We start from the raw sequence: 24,152 nt of genomic DNA, 5'->3' as shown, positions 1-24,152 counted from the left end.
ATGTGGCGCAGGCTAAGCATGCCCTACGGATACAAGCTGATTCTGCCTTATGTGTTCTGCCTGCTGGTAGCTGTGGGTACGGTAGGCATGTTCGCCTACAGTCATTCCGTGAACTCGCTCAAACAGAAGACGAGGGAGAACATACAAGGCACACTGCAGCAAATGCGGGATAACATCACCTACCGTACGGATAATATTGAACGTATATCCAGCACTTTATACTATAATTTCAATCTGCAAAGTGCCCTGCGGCACTATGATCAAGGCTGGTACAGCTATGAGACCATGACGAAGACCCTGATGCCTACGCTTGAGAATCTGCTCAATTACACGGCAGGTAATGTCGGACTGTCGCTATATCTGGAGAATGACTCCATTCCTGAACTATACTACAGCGAGATTGGACCCAATCCGCTGCTTTCGACCAAACGTTACGAAATTTTTCATGTACAAAGAATACGGAAAGAGAAATGGTACCAGGCTCTTGTGATGCCGGAAGCTAAGGCCGGTACCGGACAATGGCGGCAGGTTCTGCGCGATGAGGCGAATGGCAATATCTCGCTGATCCAGCGGCTGGATGATATTCAGAAGCAGCGGAGCATGGGTCTAATCCGGGTGACCGTTCAGATGCAGGATCTGCTGGATTCGGTGGATTACCGCAAGATCGGCGAATATGCCACTCTTGTGGTGACCGACCGCAGCGGCAGAATGGTGCTGGAATCTTCGCCGGAGACTGCTGATTCCGGCACCTTATATTCCAGCGGTAACCGGCTACAGCTGAGTGAACCGCTGAACGGTGTGGGATGGGTGCTGCAGGCCTATATTCCGAACAGCCAGTTCGATGAGAGTGCAAACGAAGTGCGGAGAATGACTCTGCTGGTCTGTCTGGCCAGCGCGCTGGTCCTGGCCTGTCTCGGCATCGGAGTATCCAGCTATTTCACCCGGCGGATTCAGAAGATCGTCGGATCGCTGAACGCTTTTCACGATGGAGACTTTCACAAGAGAATTAAGTATAAGGGCAATGACGAACTGGCACAGATTGCGGTAGCCTTCAACCGGATGGGCAGCAATATCGAAGAGCTGATTCATAAGAATTATGTTGCCAATCTTCAGAAAAAAGAAGCGGAGCTGGAATCACTGCAGGCGCAGATCAATCCGCATTTCCTCTACAATACACTCTCCTCGATCAATCGTCTGGCCCAGTTCGGAGATATTCAGAAGCTGCACACCCTCGTTCAGGAGCTGGCCAAGTTCTACCGGCTGTCTTTGAACCGGGGCGGAATTATCACAACCGTGGGCAATGAAATTGAGCATGCCAAGGCTTATATTGCCATTCAGGGCATCAAATACGGGGAGCGGATGTCGGTATATTACGATATTGACCCCGGGGTGCTGGAGTATGCGACGGTGAAGCTGATTCTGCAGCCGATGATTGAGAATGTGCTGGAGCATGCCTGGTTCGGCAGCACCATCGGAATCCGGCTGGTAGCGGAGAAGAGGGAGGACAGCATCATCTTCAAGATTATAGACAATGGGGTAGGCATGAATGCGGATACCATCCGGCAGATTCTGGCCCCAGAGGGGACCCGGATCGGCTACGGCATCCGTAATGTAGATTCCCGGATTAAGCTGCATGGCGGCAGCGAATACGGAGTGCTAATCGCCAGCCGTTCCGGAATTGGCACCTGTGTGCAGATTTCGATTCCCTGCCGGTTATAACCGTATAAGCGGATAATTGGCTATGAAGGAGCTTGGACCGTAATGAAGACCATTCGCACGGGAGATTACGAGATTCTTCTTGAAGGAAGCAGTCCGGACTTTCAATCTCAGCTTCATGTGGAGCACGGAGTAGATGGCGTTACCTATACTGTCCTGACACTCAGTGCTCCTGTTCCGGCAGCTCCCCCCAAGCTAACCCTTCGCTGGTGCTGCCAGGCCATTGATATTCAAGGAATGTGGCATCCGGCAGCGGAACGAAACAGGGGACTGGTTCCCGATTGGCGGGAGGGATTCCTGTCCAGATCCACTTTCTCTGCACCGGTTGTCAGCCTATATGGCCTCAGGGGGAACAATGCTCTGACCTTTGCCTGCTCCGATGTCTTGAATCCGCTGGAGCTGCGTGCGGGACTGAATGAAGAAACGTCCAGCTTTCAATGTGCTGTAACGTTGTTCGCAGGCGATGTCTCTCCCTTAACTCATTATGAGCTCATCCTGCGGCTGGATTCCCGCAGCGTTCCTTACTATGAAGCACTGGGCGCAGCGGGGAAATGGTGGGCAGGCTTGAAAGGGATTGAGCCGTCCCCGGTTCCTGATACTGCAAGGGAGCCGGTGTATTCCACCTGGTACAGCTTCCATCAGCAGCTGAAGCCGGAGACCGTAGAGCTGGAGTGCAGACTCGCAGCTGAACTGGGCTGCGGCGCGGTAATTGTGGATGACGGCTGGCAGACGTCAGATGAAGCCCGGGGGTATGCGTATTGCGGAGACTGGAAGGCCAGCCCGGACAAAATCGCGGATATGCAGGCTCATGTAGCCCGTGTCCATGACCTTGGCATGAAATACCTGCTGTGGTATGCCGTGCCGTTCATCGGCAAGCATAGTGAAGCCTGGCATCGCTTCAAGGATAAGTTACTATACTATAGTGAGAGCTTCGGAGCAGGCGTGGCCGATCCCCGTTATCCGGAAGTCCGGGAATATATAATTTCCTTATATGAGCAGGCATTACTGGATTGGGATCTGGACGGCTTCAAGCTCGACTTCGTGGATAGCTTCTACACGGCCCGGGAGGCGGCGGACCAGAAGGATGACGACGGGGGCAGCCGGGATACAGGCTCGGTTCCGGAAGGCGTCGATCTGTTGTTAAGCGGAATCCTCTCCCGCTTGCGGCAGCTGAAGCCAGATATTCTGATCGAATTCCGCCAGAATTATACCGGACCGCTGATGCGCAAATACGGCAATATGTTCCGGGCAGCAGATTGTCCGAACGATGCCCTGCAGAACCGGATGCATACAATCGATATCCGGCTGATCTGCGGGGATACCGCGGCACATGCCGATATGCTGATGTGGAATCCGGAGGAACCGGTCGAGGCAGCGGCATTGCAGTTCATTAACATTCTGTTCGCTGTGCCGCAGATATCTGTACGGCTGGATACTCTGCCTGAGCCGCATAAGGCTATGCTGGGCTTCTGGCTAAGCTTCTGGCGCGAGCACCGGGATGTATTGCTGGACGGCAGATTGGAGCCGGTGAGTCCCGAGCTGCTGTATCCGCTTGTCATCGCCCGCACCGCGCAGAAGTGGGTGTTTGCCGCTTATCATGATACAGTGATCCCTTTAGCAGGGGATTTGCCCGGGCTGGTTCTGGTAATCAACGGGACGCTGAACCCGCGCCTGGTACTGGAGCTGGACCGCGATCCGGGTCTGCTGCTCGTGAATATCCGCGACTGCCGCGGAACTGTTATTGCGGACCACAGGCTGGTGTGGAAGAAAGGTGTGCATGCACTGGAGGTTCCGCCGGCAGGGATAATCATGATTCGGCCTGCCCCGAATAGCTGAATAATTGTTCTTACAATACGGCCGGTCCCCCACATGTATTCCAGTGGAGGACCGGCCGTCTGTAAGCAGTCATAGTATATCAATCCAGCAGCTTCCCGATAAAGACCCGCATAGCCAGTGTATCTGGAGCATTCTTCTGCCGGATGATCCGGAAATCCCGTTCAGTCAGTGTATGCCTGATTCTTAGTTCACTTAATTCGCCGCTGGCCAGCTCTTTGCGTACTATCCATCTGGACAGCAGGGACAATCCAAGTCCGGCACTGACGGCTTCCTTGACACCCTGGCTGCTGTTGAATACATAGGAGCGTTTTACCGGAATACCAGACTCCTGCAAGAAGCGGTCGCTGAAGGCCCGGGTACCGGAACCCGGTTCCCGCAGCACCCAGACTTCATTATGCAGCATCTGGTCTTCTACAGCGATTTCTCCGCTCAGCGGATGACCGGAAGGGGCAACCAGAATCATCTCGTCCTTCATATACGGGATGATGATCAGATCGGAGCCCGACGTTTCACCTTCGATGAAGCCGATATCCAGCCGGTTAGACCGGACCGCCGCAATAATCTCTTCCGTATTGCCTATAGTGACCTGGAGAATGACGAGCGGGTATTGCCGGGCGAAATCGGCCAGGCGGGCCGGGAGCACATATTCTCCAATCGTGAAGCTGGCTCCGATCTGCAAGGTGCCGGTCACTTCGTCCTGCAGCAGCCGGATCTCCCGGCCTGCCTCTTCATAATGCATGAGCATCTGTTTCGCATGCTTATAGAGAATGGCTCCGGCTTCCGTAAGACGTACTTGCTTGGGGGAACGGTGCAGCAGCTTCACTGCGAATTCGTTCTCCAGATTGCGGATATGCAGGCTGACTCCGGGCTGGGAGAGGTTGAGCAGCTCACCCGCCTTAGAGAAATGCTGCTGCTCTACTACGGTAACGAAAACGCGGAGCGCATCAGTAATCATAATAATCCCTCATTTATTGATGATGGATGTAACGGTAATTGCGATTTTTTACTATTTTAACATAGTGAATTCGCCTAAGCATAAGTATTTGTAATGATTGAAATAGCAAACCTGTATTTCACATTCCGTAAGCATGCTTATATAGTAAAGCTATAAAAGCGGCGTTATAACGAAGTAGTGAATGGGGCGCGGGTACGGATGAATGGAAGCGGAAGTTACAGATTGCAGCGGAGTAATCACAAATATGTCTACTTTGCCGGCGGGATTGTTGTTACACTCACACTGGCGGTTGCGGCGAAATATTTAGCCTTGCTGCCGGTCCTTGGCATTATGGGCCAGCTGGTGCTGGCCATTCTGCTGGGGATTGGCCTCAGAGCAGTAGCCGGTGTTCCGGAGCAGGCTATGGCAGGCGTACGGTTCTCGGGCAAAAGACTGCTCAGAGCAGGAATCATTCTGCTGGGGATGAGATTAAATCTGGGGGATATCGTACAGGCGGGTCCAAAGGTGGCCGGGATTGCAGCTATTAACCTGGTGTTCACGCTGTTCACTGTGTATGGTTTGGCGCGTTGGCTGAAAATTGACAGAAGACTGGGGCTGCTGACTGCGTGCGGAACAGCCATCTGCGGCGCAGCAGCAGTAGCTGCCATTGCCCCGCAGATCAAAGCGACCGACAACGAGACGGCAGTAGGAGCGGCAACAGTGGCGATTCTGGGAACTGTTTTTACACTAGTATATACGATTCTATATCCATATATGGGCTTAAGTGCTTCGGGGTACGGAATCTTCGCAGGAGCAACCCTGCATGAGGTGGCACATGTCATCGCTGCAGCCGTACCTGCCGGGCAGCAAGGCTCCGATCTGGCAGTACTGGTGAAGCTGACGCGGGTAGCGATGCTGGTTCCGGTCGCTCTGATTCTGGGCCTGATAGAAGGCCGCAGGGAGCGGAAACTAGACCGCCGTATGAAACTGTCCAATGGAGCAGAAGAAGGGTATACCGCTGAAACGGAAGGAAACCGGGAGCGCAAGAAGCTCCCGGTCCCCTGGTTTATTGCAGGCTTCCTGATGATGAGCGGAATTAATACACTTGAAGTCATCCCTCAGCAGCTTGCGTCAGACATGATCACACTTGCCTATCTGCTGCTGGCCATGGCGATGGCGGGACTTGGACTCGGCATAGACCTCAAGACCTTTAGCAGCATGGGGCGTAAGCCGGTGATCGCCGGCTTCATAGGTTCGGTATTCATGTCGCTGCTTGGATTTGGACTTGTACATGGGTTGGGATTATCTTGATCCGATGGAACCGCTGTATAGATCACGCTCAAACCCCGGAGTAAGCCATGAATCCGCCGTCCACAGGCACGGTGATTCCGGTGACGAACCCCGACATTTGCTCATCTGCCAGCCAGAGCAGGGTGCCGAGCAGATCCTTGGGCGTACCGAAACGGCGCATCGGGGTTTGGGAGATGATTTTGCGGGAACGTTCTGTCAGCTCTCCATTAGTGTCCACAAGCAGCTGTTCATTCTGAGCGGTTACGAAGAAGCCCGGGGCTATAGCGTTAACCCGTATTCCCGCTTCTGCCAGATGGACGGCCAGCCATTGCGTGAAGTTGTTAATCCCCGCCTTGGCAGCACTGTATGCCGGAACTTTGGTCATCGGCGAAGCGGCACTCATTGAGGAAATGTTGATGACGGATGTTCCGGTGCGCCCGAGCATCTGCTTGGCGAAGATCTGGGTCGGAATTAACGTTCCGGTCATATTTAAGTCAAGGACATTGCGGAACCCGCTCACAGACAGATCGAAGAAGGAGACGATATCCGGATTCTCCAGGTCTCCGTCTGTGAAGGTCTCATGGGTCGTAATTGCCGAAGGCTGATTACCGCCGGCTCCGTTAATTAATAAATCACAAGGCCCCCAGTGCTTCAGAAGTTCATCGGCTGCCTGCTGCACATTGCTGGAATCCATAACATCACAGGCCAGGGAAAGTGCTTGGCCTCCGGCTGCAGTTATCTGCGCGGCCAGAGTCGCCCCTTTGTCCGCAGTGCGGTTCAGAATGGCGACCTTGGCGCCTTGACGGGCTAATTCAAGGGCCATCACGCTGCATAGTGCGCCGGCTCCTCCGGTAATCACGGTGATTTTGCCTGCCAGTTGAGGCTGAAATGCCAACTCAGACATAGGTATCCAACCCTTCTCTAATGTAAGTATGATCCTAAATAGGACGAAGTCTGTTTACTATCGGGCATCATTACCCGCCGGGCGGGGCTTCTATTCAGTTCCTCGGATTCCTTTTTAAATGGACGGCAGAGCCGTTTCTACTTGTAGTACTGCGGGTATTTCTCCATCAGCATCTCCTGATCGGCAATGGTTAAGGCCATATGCTCCTGCATCATATGATCACCCTGCGAAACATCATGTGTCTGAATCGCTTCATAGAGGCAATAATGCTGCTGATACAGATGCTCCCAATTATGATCTGCCGTAAGCTTAAGCATCCGGCTGCGGTTCAGATGGACCTTGATCTGCTGGACGACTTCCCAGGTGTTCTTCTTGCTGCAGCCTGTAAAGATCAGATGATGGAATTCTTCATCCAGCATGAACATTTCTTTATAGTCCTGATCTTCAATGCAGAGTCTCTGTTTATCCAGATTCGCCTTTATATCTATAAGATGTTTGGCCTGAAAAGAGCTGCAGGCCTCGCGCATAACCGCCCGCTCCAGATGCTCGCGCATGAAGCGGGCTTCTTCGACGAGTCCGGAATCAATAAGAGAGACAACCGTTCCGCGCTGGGGATAGACATCGAGCAGGCCCTCTTGGGCCAGCCGGACGAAGCTCTCTCTGACGGGAGTGCGGCTAACATTGAATTTAAGTGAAATTTCTTTCTCCGAGATGCTGGTGCCGGGAGGCAGCTCCAACAGCAAAATCTGATTCTTCAAAGAACGATACACGATGTCCCGTGTGGAAACCGCTTGTGTACCGATAATGTATTCCATCGCGTAGCCCTCCTGTTAAGTTGTTCAGAAGCACTACCATACTACCATACAAGTATGGTAGTATGGTAGTGCAAACAGGCAGAAACGGCTAATACCGTCCTCACCAGGACAGGAATCCTCTTCTGCGGGAAAGATAAGAACGTTATATTGCGTGTAGCTTATACATTCTTATCTTCTAAAATACGGTATGACGAAAGGCTGGAGAACACATTGAGTACCTCACCTTTTATTCATGAAGATTGGCTGCTCCTCAACAAAAGTGCGCAAACCCTGTACCATGACTATGCCCAAAAAATGCCGATCTACGATTTCCACAGTCATCTGAATCCTCAGGAGATCAGCAGCAACCGCAAGTTCCGCAATATTGCCGATTTGGCGTTATCGGGGGACCATTACAAGTGGCGTGCGCTGCGCTGGCTCGGTATTGATGAACAGCTGATTACTGGGAACGCTCCGGACAAAGACAAATTTATGGTCTGGGCACGTTCCGTACCCGAGATGCTGGGCAATCCGCTGTACCATTGGACACATCTGGAGCTGAAGCGCTACTTCGGCATCGATGAGCTGCTCTCGGCCGATAACGCGGAGAGTGTCTGGCACCGCTGTAATGAACAGCTGCAAGGAGACGGCATGACTACACAGGGCATCCTTAAGAAGCAGAATGTTGACGTCGTCTGCACAACGGATGATCCGGCCGATTCACTGGAGCATCACATTCTTATTAAGAATGACAGTGCACTGGAGACCGTGGTTGCTCCAACCTTCAGACCGGACCGGGTGCTGAATATCCGCGATGAAGGGTTTGCCGGCTATGTTGCCACGTTAAGTGAAGCCAGCGGACTGGAAATTCACTGTTATTCCGAATTCATGAAGGCTGTGACTTCGCGGATCGATTATTTCCACAAGCATGGCTGCCGTCTGTCGGATCAGGCCTTCGGTGAGCTTCCGCACGCCCATTCAACCGAACATGAAGCAGCTTACATATTTGCCCGTGCCTTCAAAGGCGAGGAGATCAGCGCCCAGGAGGAACAGAAGTTCCAGAGCTACACACTGCTCAAATTAGGCCGGCTCTACCACGAGCGGGGCTGGAGCATGCAGCTGCATATCGGGGCGCTCCGCAATAACAACTCACGGATGTTCGATGCACTTGGCAAGGACAGCGGCTTCGATTCGATTCTGGACTTCAATATGGCACGCAGCTTGAACGCCTTGCTGAATGATCTGGATGCCAGCGGACAGCTTCCGAAGACCATTGTGTATACGCTGAATCCGTCACAATACGAGATGATTGCCACATCGATCGGTAATTTCCAGGGCTCTGGGATCAAAGGCAAAGTGCAGATGGGCTCAGGCTGGTGGTTCCATGATCAGAAGGAAGGCATGCTGCAGCAATTGAAGGCGCTCTCCAGCATCGGGCTGATCAGTCCATTCGTCGGCATGCTGACCGACTCCAGAAGCTTCCTCTCCTTCACGCGACATGAATATTTCCGCCGGATTCTCTGCAACCTGTTCGGCACATGGATTGAAGAGGGCGATCTGCCGCGTGATTATGCTTTTGTGGGCCGGACGATCGAGAACATCTGTTACAACAATGCCGAGGCATATTTCGGGATTAAATAGTATGTAGCTACAAAAAGGAACAGTCCTATCAGCCATCATATGGCTTGGGATTGTTCCTTTTTTTCATTTGGAATAACCTTTGGAGTCTTGCTGTTTTTTGTGCTTATATATGGACCCCTCCAGGTAGCCTATTAAGTTGTGTTCAGAGACTCTGCCGGAAGCAGTTGGATAAATGACATCTAATTCTGCAGGAATAACTAATTCGGCTAATCTAGTTGGAAAAACAACACTTACTTCTACTGAAAATAGGAAAAGTTAGAATATTCGCAGAATTAAATGCTGAAAATCCACTTACTCGCCTTTGAATGGGGAAACGGGATAATTAAGTGCCGAAAATCCAACTAGCATTCCTCGGAAGCGGTTTTTTGCCTAAAAGTCGGGTCCAGCGAAGTAACGCCGCACGTTCTGAACTGCTGGATCTTATATCAGCTATCGCAGTCTTAGCTGGAATGGAGCAGAGCATTCACCCAAGGCGCATATGATTATCGTACCCCAAGCCCCCCTACTTCGTACTGCTCCGGTAAGCAGAAGGAGAAACGCCAGTAGTCTTCTTGAATACCTTGGAGAAATGGGCAAGCTCCATGCCGACCTGCTCAGCGATATTGGAGATGCTGAAATCGGTGTAGGAGAGCTGTCTTTTAGCGAGCTCCATCCGTTTCAGCTGAACGTACTGCATCGGGGGAACGCCGATGAATTTCTTGAAATAGGGAATGAAATAGTTCGGATGCAGATGAACGAGCTCCGCCAGCTCTTCCACATCAAGCGGACGCATCAGGCGCTGGTCAATGTAAGTCAGCACATTCGCCAGCTTCCCCTGATCGCTGGTATGTGTCAGGTCATCCAGGAAATTGCTGTAGCCTCCCGATTCCAGACACAGCGCCAATAGCGTGAGCAGCGAAGCCTGAGTCCGCAGAGTCGCCAGAAAACCGGTATCCTGAAACAAATCAATCATTTCCGTGAAAATCGCCCTTACCGCATCCGGATCCGGCACATCGCTGATGTAGAGCTTATTCGCAGAATGAAACAGCGGCCATTCCCCGATCTGCGCATCGAAATGGCAATAGTAGCGCGTATAAGGATCATTCGGCGAGGTGTCCGTGGTCTGGGTAGAGCCGGCCGGCATGATCATTAATTGTCCGGGCTTGGGATAATACGCCACGCCGTTGATGATCACTTTGCCTTCGCCGGAATCAATATAGTACAGCCGGTTGAAGGAAGGGGTCTCGTTTGTCCTATTCCATCCGGGGTATCTGCTGGTTAACTGGGCATGCGTAACGGTAACGGTCAGATTCTGCAGCAGGCGTCCGGTCAGGTTTCCGTTGGCATTCATATTCATAGGTTTAGCTCCTTTACAACGCTCATACATTCATTATACCGCTTTCATTTATCTAATACATCTTATTATTATACAAAAACACCTTAATTACAGTCATGTTCAGCGGGGGCGATTAAGGTTATCCTCATATCATAAACTGTAATAGGAAGTGATTGGGAGATGGAAAAGGTACGATTTGGCATTATCGGAGTGGGCAATATGGGGCGAGCGCATGCGCAAAGCCTGCTGAGTGATATTAAGGGGGCCGAGCTGGCAGCCGTTTGTGACAGCAACCCGGAAAGGCTGGACTGGGCGGAAGAGCATTTGCCGGATAGCGTGCAGCGGTTCCTGTCGCCGGAAGAATTGTTCAAGTCGGGGACCATCGATGCCGTGCTGATTGCTACACCGCATTATGATCATCCGCCGCTGGCGATTGAGGCACTGGGATACGGGCTGCATGTTCTGATAGAGAAGCCCGCAGGTGTGTATACCAAAGCTGTTCAGGAGATGAACGACGCTGCTGCGAAGTCTGACCGCAAGTTCGGCATTATGTACAACCAGCGGACGAACCCGCTCTACCAGAAGCTGAGAGAGCTGATCAAGTCAGGAGAGCTTGGAGAGATCCGGCGGACGAACTGGATTATCACCAATTGGTACCGCTCTCAGAGTTACTATGACTCCGGCGGCTGGCGGGCGACCTGGGGCGGAGAAGGGGGCGGCGTACTGCTTAACCAGGACCCGCATCAGCTGGATCTCTGGCAGTGGACGACCGGAATGATGCCGAAGCGGGTACGGGCTTTTTGCCACTTCGGGAAGTACCGCAATATTGAAGTGGAGGATGATGTGACTGCCTATGTGGAATATGAGAACGGCGCAACGGGGCTGTTCATCACCACCACAGGGGAAGCGCCGGGCACTAACCGGTTCGAGATCACAGGCGACAACGGTAAAATCATAATCGAAGACGGGAAGCTTACGTTCTTCCGCCTGCGCACACCGGAGCCGCAGTTCAATGCTGAATTTACAGGAGGATTCGGAGCACCCGAGTGCTGGAAATGCGAGATTCCGGTTGCCCCTGGTGAAGGAGATCAGCATAAAGGCATTCTGCGTAATTTCACCAATGCCATTCTTCATGACGAGCCTCTCCTGGCGCCTGGAGAAGAGGGGATTCACGGACTGACACTGTCCAATGCGATGTACCTGTCAGCATGGACCGATAACTGGGTAGACCTGCCGCTCGACAGCGACTTGTTCCACGAGAAGCTGATGGTGCAGGTGCAGAACTCTACTTTTCAAAAGGCGCCTGTCAGCCAGAAAGCCCTGGATGTATCGGGAACCCACTAGCATCACTCTTTAATCTGCAGGTATAGCATCATCTAACCAATTCAAACTAATCTAGGAGTGGATGAATGAAATGGAGCGTTCAACGATTGCCGCACAAATGTATACCTTACGTGAATTTAACCAGAGCCCGGATGGGTTAAGAGAAAGTCTGCGGAAGGTGAGTGAAATTGGCTACCAGGCCGTGCAGATCTCGGGGATTGGACCCATTGACTCCCAGCTGGTGAAGGAGTATGCGGATGAATACGGCTTGAAAATATGTGCAACGCATGTCCCCTGGAACCGGCTGGTGAATGATCTGGATGCGCTCGCGGCTGAACATAAGCTGTGGAACTGCAAGTACATCGGCCTTGGCGCACTGCCGGCAGAGTATCAGACCAGCCAGGAAGGATACCGCACCTTTGCCAAGCTGGCATCCGGTATTGCGCGTACCCTGAAGGAGCAGTATGGCCTGCAATTTGTCTATCATAATCATGATTTTGAATTTGAACGTTTCGAAGGTATGACTGGTATGGAAATTCTGCTGCAGGAAAGTGATCCGGAGGTGTTCGGCTTTGAGCTGGATCTGTACTGGGTTCAGGCAGGCGGCGGCGATCCTGTAGAGTGGATTCATAAAGTGGAAGGCAGAATGCAGGCCGTGCATTTCAAAGATATGACGGTTCTGTCGCGTAAACCGATTTTTGCCGAAATCGGCCAGGGGAACATGAATTACGGAGCGATTATTGAAGCCTGCCGCAAGACAGGTGTGGAATGGCATATCGTGGAGCAGGATGTGTGCCAGCGTGATCCGTTTGAGAGCCTGGAGATTAGTCTGAACTATCTGCACGCCAAGCTGGAGGTTGAGGCATGAGCCGCAAGGATGGGATGATGTATGCCCCTGTGCATGAGGCCAAGCCTGTGGTGGGGCCGGGTGAATTCGTAATTGCCGCACTGGCGCTGGATCATGGGCATATTTACGGGATGTGCAACGGGCTTGTGGAAGCAGGAGCACAGCTGAAATGGGTATACGATCCTGACCCGGAGAAGGTAAAAGTGTTCCAGAACACCTATCCCGGCGTCCGGGCCGCACGCTCGGCTGAAGAGATTCTCGAAGATCCTGAAGTCCGGCTCGTAGCGGCGGCGGCTATTCCGTCAGAGCGTGGTCCGCTGGGTCTGCGCGTCATGGCACACGGCAAGGATTATTTCACGGACAAAACACCGTTCACCTCACTCGATCAGCTGGCGGCAGCACGGACTCAGGCGGAACAGACGAAGCAGAAATACATGACTTATTTCAGTGAGAGACTGCATGTGGAGAGTGCTGTGTATGCAGGTCAGCTTGTGCAACAGGGTGCGATCGGGCGTGTACTTCAGGTAATTGGAATGGGGCCTCACCGGTTAAATGCGCCGAGCCGTCCGGACTGGTTCTTCCAGCGCGATAAATACGGCGGCATTCTCTGTGATATTGGCAGCCACCAGATTGAACAGTTCCTGTTCTACGCCGGCTGCCGCGATGCCAAGATATTGCACAGTAAGGTAGCCAATTATAACAATCCGGCTTACCCGGAGCTGGAGGATTTCGGTGATGCCACGCTGGTGGGCGATAACGGGGCAACCCAATATTTCCGCGTGGACTGGTTCACTCCGGAAGGATTAGGGACCTGGGGCGATGGCCGGACGATTATTATGGGCACCGAAGGGTATATCGAGCTGCGCAAATACAGCGATATTGGCCGCTCCAGCACGCCTGACCATGTCTACTATGTGGACCGTGGGGGGGAACATTATGAGCATGTGGCCGGCAAAATCGGCTTCCCGTTCTTCGGTGAGCTGATCATGGACTGCCTGCAGCGTACAGAAAATGCCATGACCCAGGAGCATGCCTTCAAAGCGGCCGAACTATGCCTGGAGGCGCAGCGGCAAGCGCTCAATCTGACCCCGGATACTCTCAAATAGTTGCATCACAGCTATCAGAAGAACGGAAGGTGTATAAGATGAATCCAATTGGAGCAGCGATTATCGGCTGTGGTGCGATTGCTCCGCTGCATGCCAGGGCCATTGCTTCTATAGATTATGCGCGGCTGCTGGCCGTGGTGGACAGTGATCCCGTTCAGGCAGCGCAATCCGCCCAGGATTACGGATGTGAGGGCTTGACGGATTACAAGCAGCTTCTGGAGCGGGCAGATATCGGAATTGTCCATTTGTGCACGCCCCATCATCTGCATGCCGGGATGGCGGTGGAACTGCTGAAGGCCGGCAAACATGTATTAACCGAGAAGCCGATGGCGCTGGATGTACCTTCAGCCCGGTTAATGCAGGCAGCAGCGGATCAAGCGGAGGGGCAACTCGGTGTAGTCTTCCAGAACCGTTACAATGACCCTTCGGTCCGGATCAAGACGATGATAGATTCCGGCGAACTGGGAGCCCTCATTTGTATGAAAGGGGTGGTTACCTGGACCCGGAGTGAAGATTATTACAAGAATAGCAGCTGGAGAGGCCGCTGGGCTACTGAAGGCGGAGGTGTGCTCATCAACCAGACTATTCATACTCTGGATCTGCTGCAATGGTTCGGCGGTGAAATCTCTTCCGTGAAGGGAAGTGTTACCACTGATGTGCTGAATGATGTTATTGAGGTGGAAGATAGTGCACATGCCTGCATCAGCTTCAAGAATAAGGTGCGCGGACTCTTTTACGGAACCAATGCTTATGGGGTGAATTCTCCCGTTGAACTGGAGCTGGTCTTCGAGCAGGGAACGCTGCTGCAGCGTAGGGATTGCCTGTATCTGTTGAAGGACGGGCAAGAGACGCTGCTCAGCGAACCGGCAACTGGCAGCACCGGAGGTAAATCGTATTGGGGGACCGGACATTCACGGTTAATTCATGATTTCTATGCCCACATCCGTGATAGCCGAAAGTTCTGGATTGACGCAGCAGAGGGCATTAAGGCGCTGGAGCTGATCGATGGAATCTACAAGTCCTCGGCGGGCAGAACGGGTCTGACGGCAGGACAGTATGTGTAGTACTGGACATGTGTGAGATCATACATTCTTGATAGCCAGGGAGAAAGGATCACGTGCTGTGATCCTTTTTTTTGCGTGCTGTAACGGGAATACAAGGCAGGTAACCACCCAATTGACAAATTATAATCTGCATGTGATAATTACCTGACGATCGTCAGGGGGGCTTGAGAGATGACTGCTAACGCGATTCTGCAGGCTGCATGTGCACAATTTGCCGAGAAGGGCTTTGAAGGAGCATCATTGGCCGGCATAGCCCAGGCGGTAGGGATTAAGAAGCAATCCATTGCCACCTATTTTCCGAAAAAAGAAGATTTGTTCATGGCCGCCTTCGGCGAAATGGCCCGGCATTACTATGAATTTCTTGAACAGCTGTATAAGGGCCTCAGGGATACACCTATAGAGATGAAGCTGCGTGAGATTATGTATAAGAACTATTATTACAAAGTGGAGCACCCGGTATTGACCGCATTCTATAAAATGGCCGTGCAATTTCCGCCTCCTTTCTTCCAGGACTTGCTGGAGGCGCAGATTGCGGGGATGGAGCAGCGTTCCGCTGTATTGTACCGGGCGATTTTTGAGGAAGGCATGAACACGGGGATCATACGGCAGCAGCGGGCAGATAGTCTGCTCTCGGCTTATTACTGTTTGCTTGACGGGATCGCCATGCAGATGTTTTTTTACAAGCAAGAGGAATTTGAACAGCGCCTGGAGGATATCTGGGGGATTTTCTGGGCGGGCATTAAGCAATCTTAACCGGAAAGGGAGGCAGGATGATATGCGTGTAGACAAGGTTACGAATGAAGCAGGATTACAAGAGGCATTCCGGATCAGACGTGAAGTGTTTGTGGAGGAGCAGGGCGTACCGCTGGCTGATGAATTTGATCATTATGAGAGCCAGGCAGAGCATATATTGGTGTTTCATGAGGCGGAGGAGGCTCCAGTAGGGACAGCCAGATTGCGGGTTGTGGACGGATGGGCCAAGCTGGAGCGGATTTGTCTGCTGGCCCCGTACCGCCGAAGCGGGCTAGGGTCCGTAATTATCGGCACACTGGAGGCAATGGCTGTAGAGCAAGGACTCCGGCAAGCCAAGCTGCATGGCCAGAAGCAGGCCGAAGGCTTTTATCATAAGCTGGGCTATGAGACTTCCTCGGCTGTCTTTATGGAAGATGGAATCCCCCACGTCATTATGGTTAAAAGCTTGCAGGTCTAATCTCTCAAATTGACTTTATGACCAGCAGGCCTTATCTTCAGTACATGTGTTAATATATGAATTGCAGATGAGAGACAGGGAGAGGGATTAAGCTTATGGAACAGGCAATGTTTGCCGGAGGCTGCTTCTGGTGCATGGTTACACCGTTTGAAGAGCTTCCCGGAATTCACGGAATTGTATCGGGGTACGCCGGAGGCACGGTAGAGAATCCTACATACGAACAGGTCAAGACAGGGACAACCGGTCACTATGAGGTGGTTCAGATTACGTTTGATCCGGCACTTTTCCCCTACGAGAGACTGCTGGAGCTGTTCTGGCCGCAGATTGATCCGACGGATGACGGCGGACAGTTTCAGGATCGCGGAACACAGTACCGGACAGCGGTATTCTACTATAATGAAGAGCAGCGGCTGGCGGCTTTGGCCTCCCGGGAGCAAGTGGCGGTCAGCGGCAGATTTGAGCTTCCTGTGGTGACGGAGATTCTGCCTGCACCCCATTTCTATCCGGCTGAGGACTATCATCAGGACTATCACAAGAAGAATCCGAAGCATTATAAAGAGGACCGTGAGCAATCCGGACGGGATACCTTTATTTCGCAGCACTGGTAAAAGCGGAAAATGAAATAAGGTTAGAAAAGCCTTTAATCACCTGGCATCTGGGGATTGAGGGCTTTTTGCTATTTTTGCAGCGCTCTAGAGGTGAAACGGAAGAAATTAAGTCATAAAACCAAAAAATGGGAACCTAAATCCGAAATTTTGAGCCTACTAAATGAAGATTTGCCCTACTATAATCATATTTGTAAACGCATACAATTATACATGATTCTGGCTTTGATCCGGGGAATGGAGGAGGGTGGAGGCTTTCTGAAATGCTGAATGATCTGTCTGTAGCTTCCGGTTGCCAAAGGTAATGATTATAGCAATGCCAATATAATTAAGGAGGAATATTACGATGCCTAAAAAATGGCTAATGTCCATGCTTGCGTTCGTGCTTCTGCTCTCTTGCCTGCCTTTCTTTGGTTCCAAAGCTGCCGCCGCTGATTATACACAGGGAGTAGATTTGTCGGGAACTACAGCGACAATCTGGTTCAAATCTACAGTAAGCACCAGTTGGGTGGATGTACATTACAAGGTCAATTCCGGAACGCAGCTGAATTACCGTACAACCTACAACAGCAGCAAAGCCCGATATGAGCAGGTGGTCACAGGCGTTGCCAGCGGAACCGTTCTATCCTATTTCTTCACGTACAACAATGGAACACCGGCATATGATACCGGCTGGTTTACGTATACCGCCGGAACGGCGCCGACCACCCCGCCTGGGGGTTCCTCTGCTTCGATCTATTCCATAGCCGCCTCTTCCATTCCCACCCCGCCGGGAGGTTCCGTGTCGGTGAAGGTCATGAACGGCACGGGCGGGGCCTATCCTGACAACCAGATATATTGGGGTGTGATCGGCATCAATCCGGCCAACGGCAAATGGAGTTATCTGGATCTGAGCGGCAATCTGCTGCCAATCTCTAATGCGCTGAATGATGCCTCCGGCCATCTGACCAAAAACGGCGTGAATTACGCGAATATCTACCATACCGTAAGTCAGGCTTCCTGGGTAACGATGCCCAAAATCACCTCCGGCCGCATGTTCCTCAGCGTAGGCACGCCGCTGTACATCAAGACTTATGATGACGGCTTTGCCGGACCGGATATTGATAATCCAACCGACCCTAACCGTAATCTCTATTTCGACTTCGTTGAATTCACGGTGGATGCTACAGGCTATCACGGCAACACGACGCGCGTAGATGCCTTCGGTTTCCCGATCCAGCACCGGCTGGTTGGCCTGTCTGGAGGCTATGATAAAACCGTAGGCGAGCTGGAATCGGAGACACGTGCCGGAATCTTCAGCAAATACCAGAATGAAGTGCCATCCGCCTTTAAATCACTTGCTACGGATCAGGCACCTTACCGTATTATCGCTCCTGTCCATGGATCGTTTAAAGCCGGCGGGGCCAACAGCAATTATTTCGCAGGTTATTCCAGCTACAGCACCCAGGATATTCTCCGCAACGATGGCTCGCTCATTGATGCTGCCACCAGCGCTGCCATTAACCGCCATGTCTACACCTCCGGCAACTGGAACAATGTCGCGGACTATTACAAAGCGGCTCCAGCCAATTACTATGCGAAGTTCTGGCATGATCACAGCATTAGCGGGCTGGCTTACGGCTTCCCTTATGATGATGTCAACGGCCAGGCGGCCTATCTCGAAGTCGGCGATCCCAAAGGCCTGATTATCCGCGTGGCCTGGTAAGCAGCTTCATTCTTTCTACACATTTGTCCTCTACACTTCTAGGTATTCGCTAGAGCAACTTGAATGGAGGGACAATGATGAAGAAAAGACTACTGACGGCTACCTTTATCCTGCTGCTTGGAGCTATACTGGCGGGTTGCAGCCCGGGCGCGGATAACAAGGAAGAATCAAGCGCTATCCCTGCACAAACAGCGGTAACCACGCCATGGATCGCTACCAAGAATACAACACGGATTAACTCCTCTGACCCTGTTCAGGCGGCTGTACTGGTCTCCCGGACCTTATGGACGGCTGAAACGAAGGGCAACCGGCCATCGTCTGTAGTCCTGACAAGTGTGGATAACTGGCAGATTGCGGCGGTAAGCACGGACCTGATCCACCATCCGAACAACGGTCCGGTGCTCTTTTTCACCCAAGATGGTGTGCCGGATGAGACTCTTACTGAATTGAAGCGGCTGAAGCCGCTTGGTGCGGACGGCAATGACGGCATTCAGGTTGTAATTGTCGGTCCTTCGTCTGAAGCTGTCGAGTCGCAGCTCAGCTCGCTTAATCTGAAGCTGGACAAGATTGAAGGGGATGATCCAGCCGCAGTGGCAGGCGCTATTGATGCTTACTATGCGAAAGTGTCAGGCGAGCTGCCGCAGAGTGTAATTATCGGATCGGTGGATAGTCCTGAATATACCCTCCCGGCTGTGAACTGGATCGCCCATATGCCAGAACCTTTACTATATGTGAGAAGTAGCGAAATCCCGGCTGCAACAACAGACGCGCTCAAGGAACGCGGCGGCAGTGCAGCAATCTACATTCTCGGTCCCCAATCTGTCATTTCAGCTGATGTGGAAGAGCAGCTTAAGCAATACGGAACGGTTACGCGTATAGCGGGAGAGGATCCTTATGAGAATGCCATTGCCTTTGCCAAATTCAAGGATACGGCGAACGGCTTCGGCTGGGGAATCACTGCTCCCGGACATAATCTGTCCTTGTTGACTACGGATTCAACGATGCTTGCGATTGCCGCAGCCCCCTTCTCCCATCTGGGCAAACACGCGCCGCTGGTCTTCATGAAGCAGGACGGATTGCCGGATTCTCTGATGAATTATACGATGGAGCTGCAGCCCAAATTCAAGGATTCACCGGCGGAAGGCCCGTATAATCACGCTTGGCTGACTGGCGATGCAGCAACGATCAGCGCCGCGGCGCAGAGTGAGATCGATGACATGCTGGAAATTTCCTCCGCCTCCGGTGACAATCCGCACTCGGGGCATTAGACAGAGCAAGCCGGCAGCGGGACCCGCTGTCGGCTTGCTCTTTTTTCGCGGAAACGGACCTCACCCCAAAAGAACGGCATAACCGTTCCCACTTGGGTATAATGAATGCACGAACGATTAACCATTCCACAAAAAAGGGTGAACGGCTTGTCCAAATCTCAAATACTTATAGTAGACGATGAATGGAATATGCGGAATTTGCTGCGTATATATCTGCTGAACGAGGGCTTCACCACCAAGGAAGCGGCCACGGGGCAGGAAGCCATCCGCATGGCGGGGCAGCACGCGTTTGATCTGATACTGCTCGATGTGATGATGCCTGACATGGATGGCTGGCAGGTCTGCCGTGTGATCCGGGAGCAGAGCCATATCCCCATCCTGATGCTCACCGCGCGTTCGGAGATTAAGGATAAGGTGCAGGGTCTTGGCATCGGCGCGGATGATTATCTGACTAAGCCGTTTGAGCCGGAGGAGCTGCTGGCCCGGATACATTCGCTGCTCCGCCGCTCTGCACTGACGCAGTCACTGGCACCCCAGGAAGAAGTACTGGAGTACCCCGATTTGCGGATTTACCCGGAGGCACGCGAGGTGCGTGTACAGGGAAAGAATGTTGATTTTACGTTAAAAGAGTTCGATCTCCTGGCCTTGCTTGCGCGCAGCGGACAACGGGTATTCACCCGCGATGAGCTGGTCGAACGGTTATGGGGCAACGATTACGGCGGTGAAACCCGGGTCATCGACACCCACATCAAGAATATCCGCGAAAAGATGCAGAGAGCGGGACTGGCGTATAATCCGGTGCAAACGGTATGGGGCCTCGGTTATAAATTCCAGGTCACGGGTAGTCCGGATGAAACATAATATCATCGGCTCCAAGCTTGGGCTGGTCATCATGTCCGTATTCCTGATCGTGCTGCTGTCGCTGGGCATGGTGATCGACAGGATGTTCACCAGCTTCTATTACAACGAAATGCAGACGGAAACGGAGGAGCTCGCCTCCCATTTCACGGTCATGGCCCAGTCCAAGGAATCCACGACCAGCCAGATGATGACGACGTTTGCTGAATTCTCTAATGTCAGTATATTTAACATACTTCCCGACGGCCATACGAATCTCCATTCAGGCGTTCACGATTCTTCGGACAGGGCGTTTATCCGAACCGGGGATCTAACTGATATTTTCAACGGCAAAACGGTCAGCTTCCTGTACAAAGATCCAGAGGGGCACCGTTATTTCGTTACTGGTCAGCCTATCTCGGGCAGTGAAGGTGTCAGTTCGGCGCTATATGTGATGTCCTCCACCACGAATATGGAAGAATCGCTGGCCTCAGTACGTAATATACTGCTGCTTGCCGGGATCGGCGCATTCCTTCTGGCGCTCGGCATCACCTGGATTATTGCCGTGGTCCTGTCCCGTCCGCTTCTGCAGATGCAGAGAGCCACCCGCAAGATCGCCGCCGGTGAACTGGAGACACGCCTTACCATCCGCGGTAAGGATGAGATTGGTTTCCTCGCAGGAGCCATTAACGATCTGGCCGTTGATCTGCAGCGTTACAGGGATACCCGACAGGAATTCCTCGCTAACATTTCACATGAACTGCGGACACCGATTACTTACCTGCAGGGATATGCCAAGGTATTGAAGAGCGGGTTGTATGAGACGGAGGAAGAGAAGGGACTGTATCTCGACATCATCGATCAGGAAGCGCACCGGCTGCAGCATCTGGTCGACGACTTGTTCGAGCTGGCCAAGATGGAAGAGGGCAGAATTCCACTGAACCTGGAACAGGTCGATCTCAGACAGATCGTGGATCAGGCGGTCCGCAGGGTGGAATTACCGGCGAAGGAGAAAGGTCTGCTGCTGACAGCGTCGTACGATGGCGGGCAGGACGTGAGGGTATTAGGCGATGGCAAACGGATGGAGCAAATTGTGATGAATCTGCTGGAGAATGCTGTCCGCTATACCGAAAAGGGACAGATCAAGGTGAATCTAAGATTCACTCCGGACTCAGCAATATTTGTTGTAGAGGATACGGGAATCGGAATTCCGGAGGCGGAGCTTCCCTTTATTTTTGACCGTTTTTACCGGGTAGAGAAATCCCGCTCGCGGCAATACGGAGGCTCCGGCCTCGGGCTTTCAATTGTGAACAAGCTGGTCGAGCTGCTCGGCGGTACGATTGTATTTACAAGTAAGGTCGGCGTAGGAACACGCTGTGAGGTTACTTTTAAGAGATAACTAAGAATGATTTAGACTTATCCCTTGGAGGATGTAATCCCAATTCGCATAATCATTCATATCGCCGGGCACTTCCAGAACGCAGACATTGCCGATACCCCATTCCGCTTCTCTTGTTAGGGTAAGGCCGGGTATGGGATTTAGGATGAGTATTGTGAATTTCTTGTTGTCTAAAAGTTTTGATAATATCCTATGCAGCTCCAGTACCTGTTCAGCGCTTGCAAACCATCTGATAAATAAACTATTGTCGCTGCTGAGCAGACTGTTCCAGAACCGGCCGACCCGGTATTCCAGCTTCAGTCTGTAGGCGGGATAGGAAGCGCTCCAGCCCTGACCTGGAATAATCGGGAAATCGTGGGCAGAGATGATGTTATACAGAGAGTCCCGTATGAAATAGGATGGTGACAGATTGTTCCTGGAATGATCCAAATATACGGGATCTCCATCATCCAGCAAAAAATGAGTCTCATCCAACGGATGCAGATTTCTGAAATCCATAAAGTTCTTGAACTCATTCTTTAGAAGCCGGTTGACGTCTGCCAGTGAATACGAAATCATCCAGTCTAGAGGCATTGAGAATTTACGTAGACCGTATCTCTTCAGGTTAATTGCTGGCGCACAAGATGAACCTAAGCTGACGATCAGTCCATAGTCCTTTTTGACGTCTTGTAGTTTCATGAATTCACCCATCTCTATCCAGACTTCATCGTTAGTAAATCATATACGAGATGCTCCGGGATTGATTGGACGGATGAGACAAAATTCAGCGGTACACATGCTTCGGATAGCTGAGAGGCGATTTCATTCTGAGGGGTTTGTGCGTAATGAAAACCAAAAGGCGCCCGGGCAGCTATTTCTATAGTCTCCCCGGACACCTGTCAATCTTTTATAAACTTAGGTGACTCAACTCTTAGTGGCTCATGCCAGCCATTCCGCCCATAATTTCCGGATTCACCATCCCGAAGATCATAGCGATGTGGGCAACAACGAGGAAGCCGCTGATCAGCAGGAAATGCAGCTTAAGCTTGCTCTCTTCACTGCGTTTGCGGGCGATGAGACCGAGATCCAGCAGGGCCAGAGGCAGCAGGAAGATGACTCCGCTCAGATAAAAGCTTACCGCAACCACATCCACCCAGGTGTGCCATTCACCATTTGCGGTGAGCGGAATGAAGGCGGTAGGGAACAAGTACAGGAAAACTCCGGTGAAATAGAGTCCGGCAAGAATACTACATACCCGGTTGAACGCTCGGAGCGGCCCGTTCAGCTTCTTGGTGAACAGAATAATAAACTCCGTAACCGTAATCGTCTCGGCAAAAATCACGGGAATCGCCATAAAAAGAATCAGATTCCATGGCTGATTGTCCGCCAGCAGGGACATATAATGCGTCATGTTCATGTTACATCCTCCAAATTCAAATATAGCTTACATAGTGATGTTAGTAGATAAGTGTGTGGAAAGTATGAAGAAAGGAAGGTATGATGGATAAAAGTTAAACAGGAAGGGAGCACGAACGGAAGTGAAGGACGCGTTGCATCATATTTTATTTGATCTGGACGGCACATTAACCGACCCCAAAGAAGGCATCACCAAATGCGTGGAATATGCACTGCATAAGTTAGGGATCGGGGTGGAGCATCCCGACCTGCTAATCCCGTATATCGGGCCGCCGCTCTACGATTCTTTTGTTCACATCCAGGGTCTGACACATGAAGCTGCCCTGCAGGGCGTGGACTTCTACCGGGAGCGTTACCGGACGCTAGGCATGTTCGAGAACAATGTGATCCCAGGGGTTCCGGAGTTACTGGAGAACCTGCGGAATCAGGGGTTCAGCCTGTATGTGGCGACATCCAAGCCCACGGTCTTTGCTGAGGAAATTCTCCGCCATTACAAGCTGGATCACTTCTTCAGGTTCACCGCTGGCAGCAATCTGGACGGGACACGCTCGAAGAAGCGCGAGGTGATCCAGTATGTGCTGGACCAGAATGATATTCCTGCCGCACAGGCGGTGATGATCGGGGACCGGGAGCATGATATTATCGGGGCGAAGGCCTGCGGTGTGCCCTCCATTGGCGTGTTATTCGGCTACGGTTCGGAGGAGGAATTATCAGCTGCCGGAGCGGATTATATTGCTCCTACGGTTGAAGAAACGGGTAAGATTATTTCACGGATTTCAAGTGAATGATAGTAACGGATAGATTGCCGGGGGGGCAGCGGCATACAACTATTTTTACATTGAGGTATTGACTTATAGCAAAGGCATTCAGTATTATGTAACCAGCAACACCATATCTAAGGCAATGACCAGAGACAGGATATCCTCCCAGGACTGACCAGAGAGAGAAGTGCAAGGTGAGAGC

General features: G+C 51.9%; 22 protein-coding genes. 16 read left to right on the top strand and 6 right to left on the bottom strand.

Annotation, left to right across the window (positions count from 1 at the left end):
* Together MKZ24_RS21940 and MKZ24_RS21935 are read left to right on the top strand one after the other, a co-directional pair.
* Nucleotides 1-1,719 carry a cache domain-containing sensor histidine kinase gene (locus tag MKZ24_RS21940; RefSeq protein WP_042236263.1) on the top strand — a complete coding sequence of 573 codons (1,719 nt, stop codon included), beginning with the start codon at nucleotides 1-3 and terminating at the stop codon, nucleotides 1,717-1,719.
* A gap of 42 nt (nucleotides 1,720-1,761) precedes the next feature.
* A complete protein-coding gene (locus tag MKZ24_RS21935) occupies nucleotides 1,762-3,552 on the top strand; it encodes a glycoside hydrolase family 36 protein (RefSeq protein ID WP_340786424.1) in 1,791 nt (596 codons plus the stop codon).
* Between the two features lie 79 nt (nucleotides 3,553-3,631).
* On the opposite strand, the gene MKZ24_RS21930 is transcribed toward MKZ24_RS21935, so the two are convergent.
* On the bottom strand, nucleotides 3,632-4,507 hold the full coding sequence (locus MKZ24_RS21930; RefSeq protein WP_340786421.1) for a LysR family transcriptional regulator: 876 nt from the start codon (nucleotides 4,505-4,507) through the stop codon (nucleotides 3,632-3,634).
* 198 nt (nucleotides 4,508-4,705) lie between these two features.
* Here MKZ24_RS21930 and MKZ24_RS21925 point away from each other — a divergent pair, with 198 nt between their 5' ends.
* Complete coding sequence (locus tag MKZ24_RS21925) at nucleotides 4,706-5,797, top strand: YeiH family protein (protein WP_042236266.1); 1,092 nt, start codon at nucleotides 4,706-4,708, stop codon at nucleotides 5,795-5,797.
* Nucleotides 5,798-5,825: 28 nt separating this feature from the next.
* Here the strand turns inward: MKZ24_RS21925 and MKZ24_RS21920 are convergent, their stop codons facing one another.
* Both MKZ24_RS21920 and MKZ24_RS21915 read right to left on the bottom strand, forming a co-directional pair.
* On the bottom strand, nucleotides 5,826-6,680 hold the full coding sequence (locus MKZ24_RS21920; RefSeq protein WP_042236268.1) for an SDR family oxidoreductase: 855 nt from the start codon (nucleotides 6,678-6,680) through the stop codon (nucleotides 5,826-5,828).
* Nucleotides 6,681-6,817: 137 nt separating this feature from the next.
* Nucleotides 6,818-7,495, bottom strand: coding sequence for a GntR family transcriptional regulator (locus tag MKZ24_RS21915; protein ID WP_340786415.1), 678 nt, complete (start codon nucleotides 7,493-7,495; stop codon nucleotides 6,818-6,820).
* 210 nt (nucleotides 7,496-7,705) lie between these two features.
* Between MKZ24_RS21915 and uxaC the strand changes: the two genes are divergently transcribed.
* Nucleotides 7,706-9,115, top strand: coding sequence for a glucuronate isomerase (gene uxaC / locus MKZ24_RS21910; RefSeq protein ID WP_042236270.1), 1,410 nt, complete (start codon nucleotides 7,706-7,708; stop codon nucleotides 9,113-9,115).
* A 502-nt stretch (nucleotides 9,116-9,617) separates the two neighbouring features.
* Here uxaC and MKZ24_RS21905 read toward each other — a convergent pair.
* Nucleotides 9,618-10,451 carry a helix-turn-helix domain-containing protein gene (locus tag MKZ24_RS21905; protein WP_331281919.1) on the bottom strand — a complete coding sequence of 278 codons (834 nt, stop codon included), beginning with the start codon at nucleotides 10,449-10,451 and terminating at the stop codon, nucleotides 9,618-9,620.
* 159 nt (nucleotides 10,452-10,610) lie between these two features.
* On the opposite strand from MKZ24_RS21905, the gene MKZ24_RS21900 reads away from it, so the two are divergent.
* The 11 genes from MKZ24_RS21900 (at nucleotide 10,611) to MKZ24_RS21850 (ending at nucleotide 21,794) form a co-directional block, all read left to right on the top strand.
* On the top strand, nucleotides 10,611-11,774 hold the full coding sequence (locus MKZ24_RS21900) for a Gfo/Idh/MocA family protein (RefSeq protein WP_340786408.1): 1,164 nt from the start codon (nucleotides 10,611-10,613) through the stop codon (nucleotides 11,772-11,774).
* 70 nt (nucleotides 11,775-11,844) lie between these two features.
* Complete coding sequence (locus MKZ24_RS21895) at nucleotides 11,845-12,621, top strand: sugar phosphate isomerase/epimerase family protein (RefSeq protein WP_340786405.1); 777 nt, start codon at nucleotides 11,845-11,847, stop codon at nucleotides 12,619-12,621.
* A complete protein-coding gene (locus MKZ24_RS21890; protein ID WP_340786402.1) occupies nucleotides 12,618-13,706 on the top strand; it encodes a Gfo/Idh/MocA family protein in 1,089 nt (362 codons plus the stop codon). The genes MKZ24_RS21895 and MKZ24_RS21890 overlap by 4 nt, the downstream gene beginning before the upstream one ends.
* A 38-nt stretch (nucleotides 13,707-13,744) precedes the next feature.
* Nucleotides 13,745-14,770, top strand: a complete 1,026-nt coding sequence (locus MKZ24_RS21885; RefSeq protein ID WP_340786399.1) for a Gfo/Idh/MocA family protein — start codon at nucleotides 13,745-13,747, stop codon at nucleotides 14,768-14,770.
* 171 nt (nucleotides 14,771-14,941) lie between these two features.
* Nucleotides 14,942-15,523 (top strand): TetR/AcrR family transcriptional regulator, encoded by a 582-nt coding sequence (locus MKZ24_RS21880; protein ID WP_340786396.1) that lies wholly within the window; start codon nucleotides 14,942-14,944, stop codon nucleotides 15,521-15,523.
* Between the two features lie 22 nt (nucleotides 15,524-15,545).
* Nucleotides 15,546-15,980, top strand: a complete 435-nt coding sequence (locus MKZ24_RS21875; RefSeq protein ID WP_340786394.1) for a GNAT family N-acetyltransferase — start codon at nucleotides 15,546-15,548, stop codon at nucleotides 15,978-15,980.
* Nucleotides 15,981-16,075: 95 nt separating this feature from the next.
* Entirely contained in the window at nucleotides 16,076-16,588 is a 513-nt protein-coding gene (msrA, locus tag MKZ24_RS21870) for a peptide-methionine (S)-S-oxide reductase MsrA (protein ID WP_039292646.1), read from the top strand.
* A gap of 343 nt (nucleotides 16,589-16,931) precedes the next feature.
* Nucleotides 16,932-18,290, top strand: coding sequence for a glycoside hydrolase family 64 protein (locus tag MKZ24_RS21865; protein ID WP_340786390.1), 1,359 nt, complete (start codon nucleotides 16,932-16,934; stop codon nucleotides 18,288-18,290).
* Nucleotides 18,291-18,364: 74 nt separating this feature from the next.
* Complete coding sequence (locus tag MKZ24_RS21860; protein WP_340786388.1) at nucleotides 18,365-19,558, top strand: cell wall-binding repeat-containing protein; 1,194 nt, start codon at nucleotides 18,365-18,367, stop codon at nucleotides 19,556-19,558.
* Nucleotides 19,559-19,705: 147 nt separating this feature from the next.
* Nucleotides 19,706-20,419, top strand: a complete 714-nt coding sequence (locus tag MKZ24_RS21855) for a response regulator transcription factor (RefSeq protein WP_231637866.1) — start codon at nucleotides 19,706-19,708, stop codon at nucleotides 20,417-20,419.
* Entirely contained in the window at nucleotides 20,409-21,794 is a 1,386-nt protein-coding gene (locus MKZ24_RS21850; RefSeq protein WP_042236288.1) for a sensor histidine kinase, read from the top strand. Before MKZ24_RS21855 ends, MKZ24_RS21850 begins: the two co-directional genes overlap by 11 nt.
* Here MKZ24_RS21850 and MKZ24_RS21845 read toward each other — a convergent pair whose 3' ends face one another.
* Both MKZ24_RS21845 and MKZ24_RS21840 read right to left on the bottom strand, forming a co-directional pair.
* Complete coding sequence (locus tag MKZ24_RS21845) at nucleotides 21,795-22,472, bottom strand: DUF1796 family putative cysteine peptidase (protein WP_340786385.1); 678 nt, start codon at nucleotides 22,470-22,472, stop codon at nucleotides 21,795-21,797.
* Between the two features lie 232 nt (nucleotides 22,473-22,704).
* Complete coding sequence (locus MKZ24_RS21840; RefSeq protein ID WP_039291493.1) at nucleotides 22,705-23,190, bottom strand: DUF6803 family protein; 486 nt, start codon at nucleotides 23,188-23,190, stop codon at nucleotides 22,705-22,707.
* A 121-nt stretch (nucleotides 23,191-23,311) separates the two neighbouring features.
* Between MKZ24_RS21840 and MKZ24_RS21835 the strand changes: the two genes are divergently transcribed.
* Nucleotides 23,312-23,977 (top strand): HAD family hydrolase, encoded by a 666-nt coding sequence (locus MKZ24_RS21835; protein ID WP_042236291.1) that lies wholly within the window; start codon nucleotides 23,312-23,314, stop codon nucleotides 23,975-23,977.
* The last annotated feature ends 175 nt before the right edge of the window (nucleotides 23,978-24,152 follow it).

The organism is Paenibacillus sp. FSL R7-0297, assembly GCF_038009025.1.
Lineage (GTDB): Bacteria > Bacillota > Bacilli > Paenibacillales > Paenibacillaceae > Paenibacillus_AQ.
Note: the sequence above shows the minus strand (reverse complement) of the source record. Positions and strands in the feature narration are given on the sequence as shown.

What these genes read in the sequence shown, in the direction of transcription:
- MKZ24_RS21850 (WP_042236288.1), top strand. Translation starts at nt 20,409, where the DNA reads ATGAAACATAATATCATCGGCTCCAAGCTTGGGCTGGTCATCATGTCC.
- MKZ24_RS21920 (WP_042236268.1), bottom strand. Translation starts at nt 6,680, where the DNA reads ATGTCTGAGTTGGCATTTCAGCCTCAACTGGCAGGCAAAATCACCGTG.
- MKZ24_RS21840 (WP_039291493.1), bottom strand. Translation starts at nt 23,190, where the DNA reads ATGAACATGACGCATTATATGTCCCTGCTGGCGGACAATCAGCCATGG.
- MKZ24_RS21940 (WP_042236263.1), top strand. Translation starts at nt 1, where the DNA reads ATGTGGCGCAGGCTAAGCATGCCCTACGGATACAAGCTGATTCTGCCT.
- MKZ24_RS21930 (WP_340786421.1), bottom strand. Translation starts at nt 4,507, where the DNA reads ATGATTACTGATGCGCTCCGCGTTTTCGTTACCGTAGTAGAGCAGCAG.
- MKZ24_RS21900 (WP_340786408.1), top strand. Translation starts at nt 10,611, where the DNA reads ATGGAAAAGGTACGATTTGGCATTATCGGAGTGGGCAATATGGGGCGA.
- MKZ24_RS21875 (WP_340786394.1), top strand. Translation starts at nt 15,546, where the DNA reads ATGCGTGTAGACAAGGTTACGAATGAAGCAGGATTACAAGAGGCATTC.
- MKZ24_RS21880 (WP_340786396.1), top strand. Translation starts at nt 14,942, where the DNA reads ATGACTGCTAACGCGATTCTGCAGGCTGCATGTGCACAATTTGCCGAG.
- MKZ24_RS21915 (WP_340786415.1), bottom strand. Translation starts at nt 7,495, where the DNA reads ATGGAATACATTATCGGTACACAAGCGGTTTCCACACGGGACATCGTG.
- MKZ24_RS21905 (WP_331281919.1), bottom strand. Translation starts at nt 10,451, where the DNA reads ATGAATATGAATGCCAACGGAAACCTGACCGGACGCCTGCTGCAGAAT.
- MKZ24_RS21845 (WP_340786385.1), bottom strand. Translation starts at nt 22,472, where the DNA reads ATGAAACTACAAGACGTCAAAAAGGACTATGGACTGATCGTCAGCTTA.
- MKZ24_RS21860 (WP_340786388.1), top strand. Translation starts at nt 18,365, where the DNA reads ATGATGAAGAAAAGACTACTGACGGCTACCTTTATCCTGCTGCTTGGA.
- MKZ24_RS21890 (WP_340786402.1), top strand. Translation starts at nt 12,618, where the DNA reads ATGAGCCGCAAGGATGGGATGATGTATGCCCCTGTGCATGAGGCCAAG.
- msrA (WP_039292646.1), top strand. Translation starts at nt 16,076, where the DNA reads ATGGAACAGGCAATGTTTGCCGGAGGCTGCTTCTGGTGCATGGTTACA.
- MKZ24_RS21895 (WP_340786405.1), top strand. Translation starts at nt 11,845, where the DNA reads ATGGAGCGTTCAACGATTGCCGCACAAATGTATACCTTACGTGAATTT.
- MKZ24_RS21935 (WP_340786424.1), top strand. Translation starts at nt 1,762, where the DNA reads ATGAAGACCATTCGCACGGGAGATTACGAGATTCTTCTTGAAGGAAGC.
- MKZ24_RS21865 (WP_340786390.1), top strand. Translation starts at nt 16,932, where the DNA reads ATGCCTAAAAAATGGCTAATGTCCATGCTTGCGTTCGTGCTTCTGCTC.
- MKZ24_RS21885 (WP_340786399.1), top strand. Translation starts at nt 13,745, where the DNA reads ATGAATCCAATTGGAGCAGCGATTATCGGCTGTGGTGCGATTGCTCCG.
- MKZ24_RS21925 (WP_042236266.1), top strand. Translation starts at nt 4,706, where the DNA reads ATGAATGGAAGCGGAAGTTACAGATTGCAGCGGAGTAATCACAAATAT.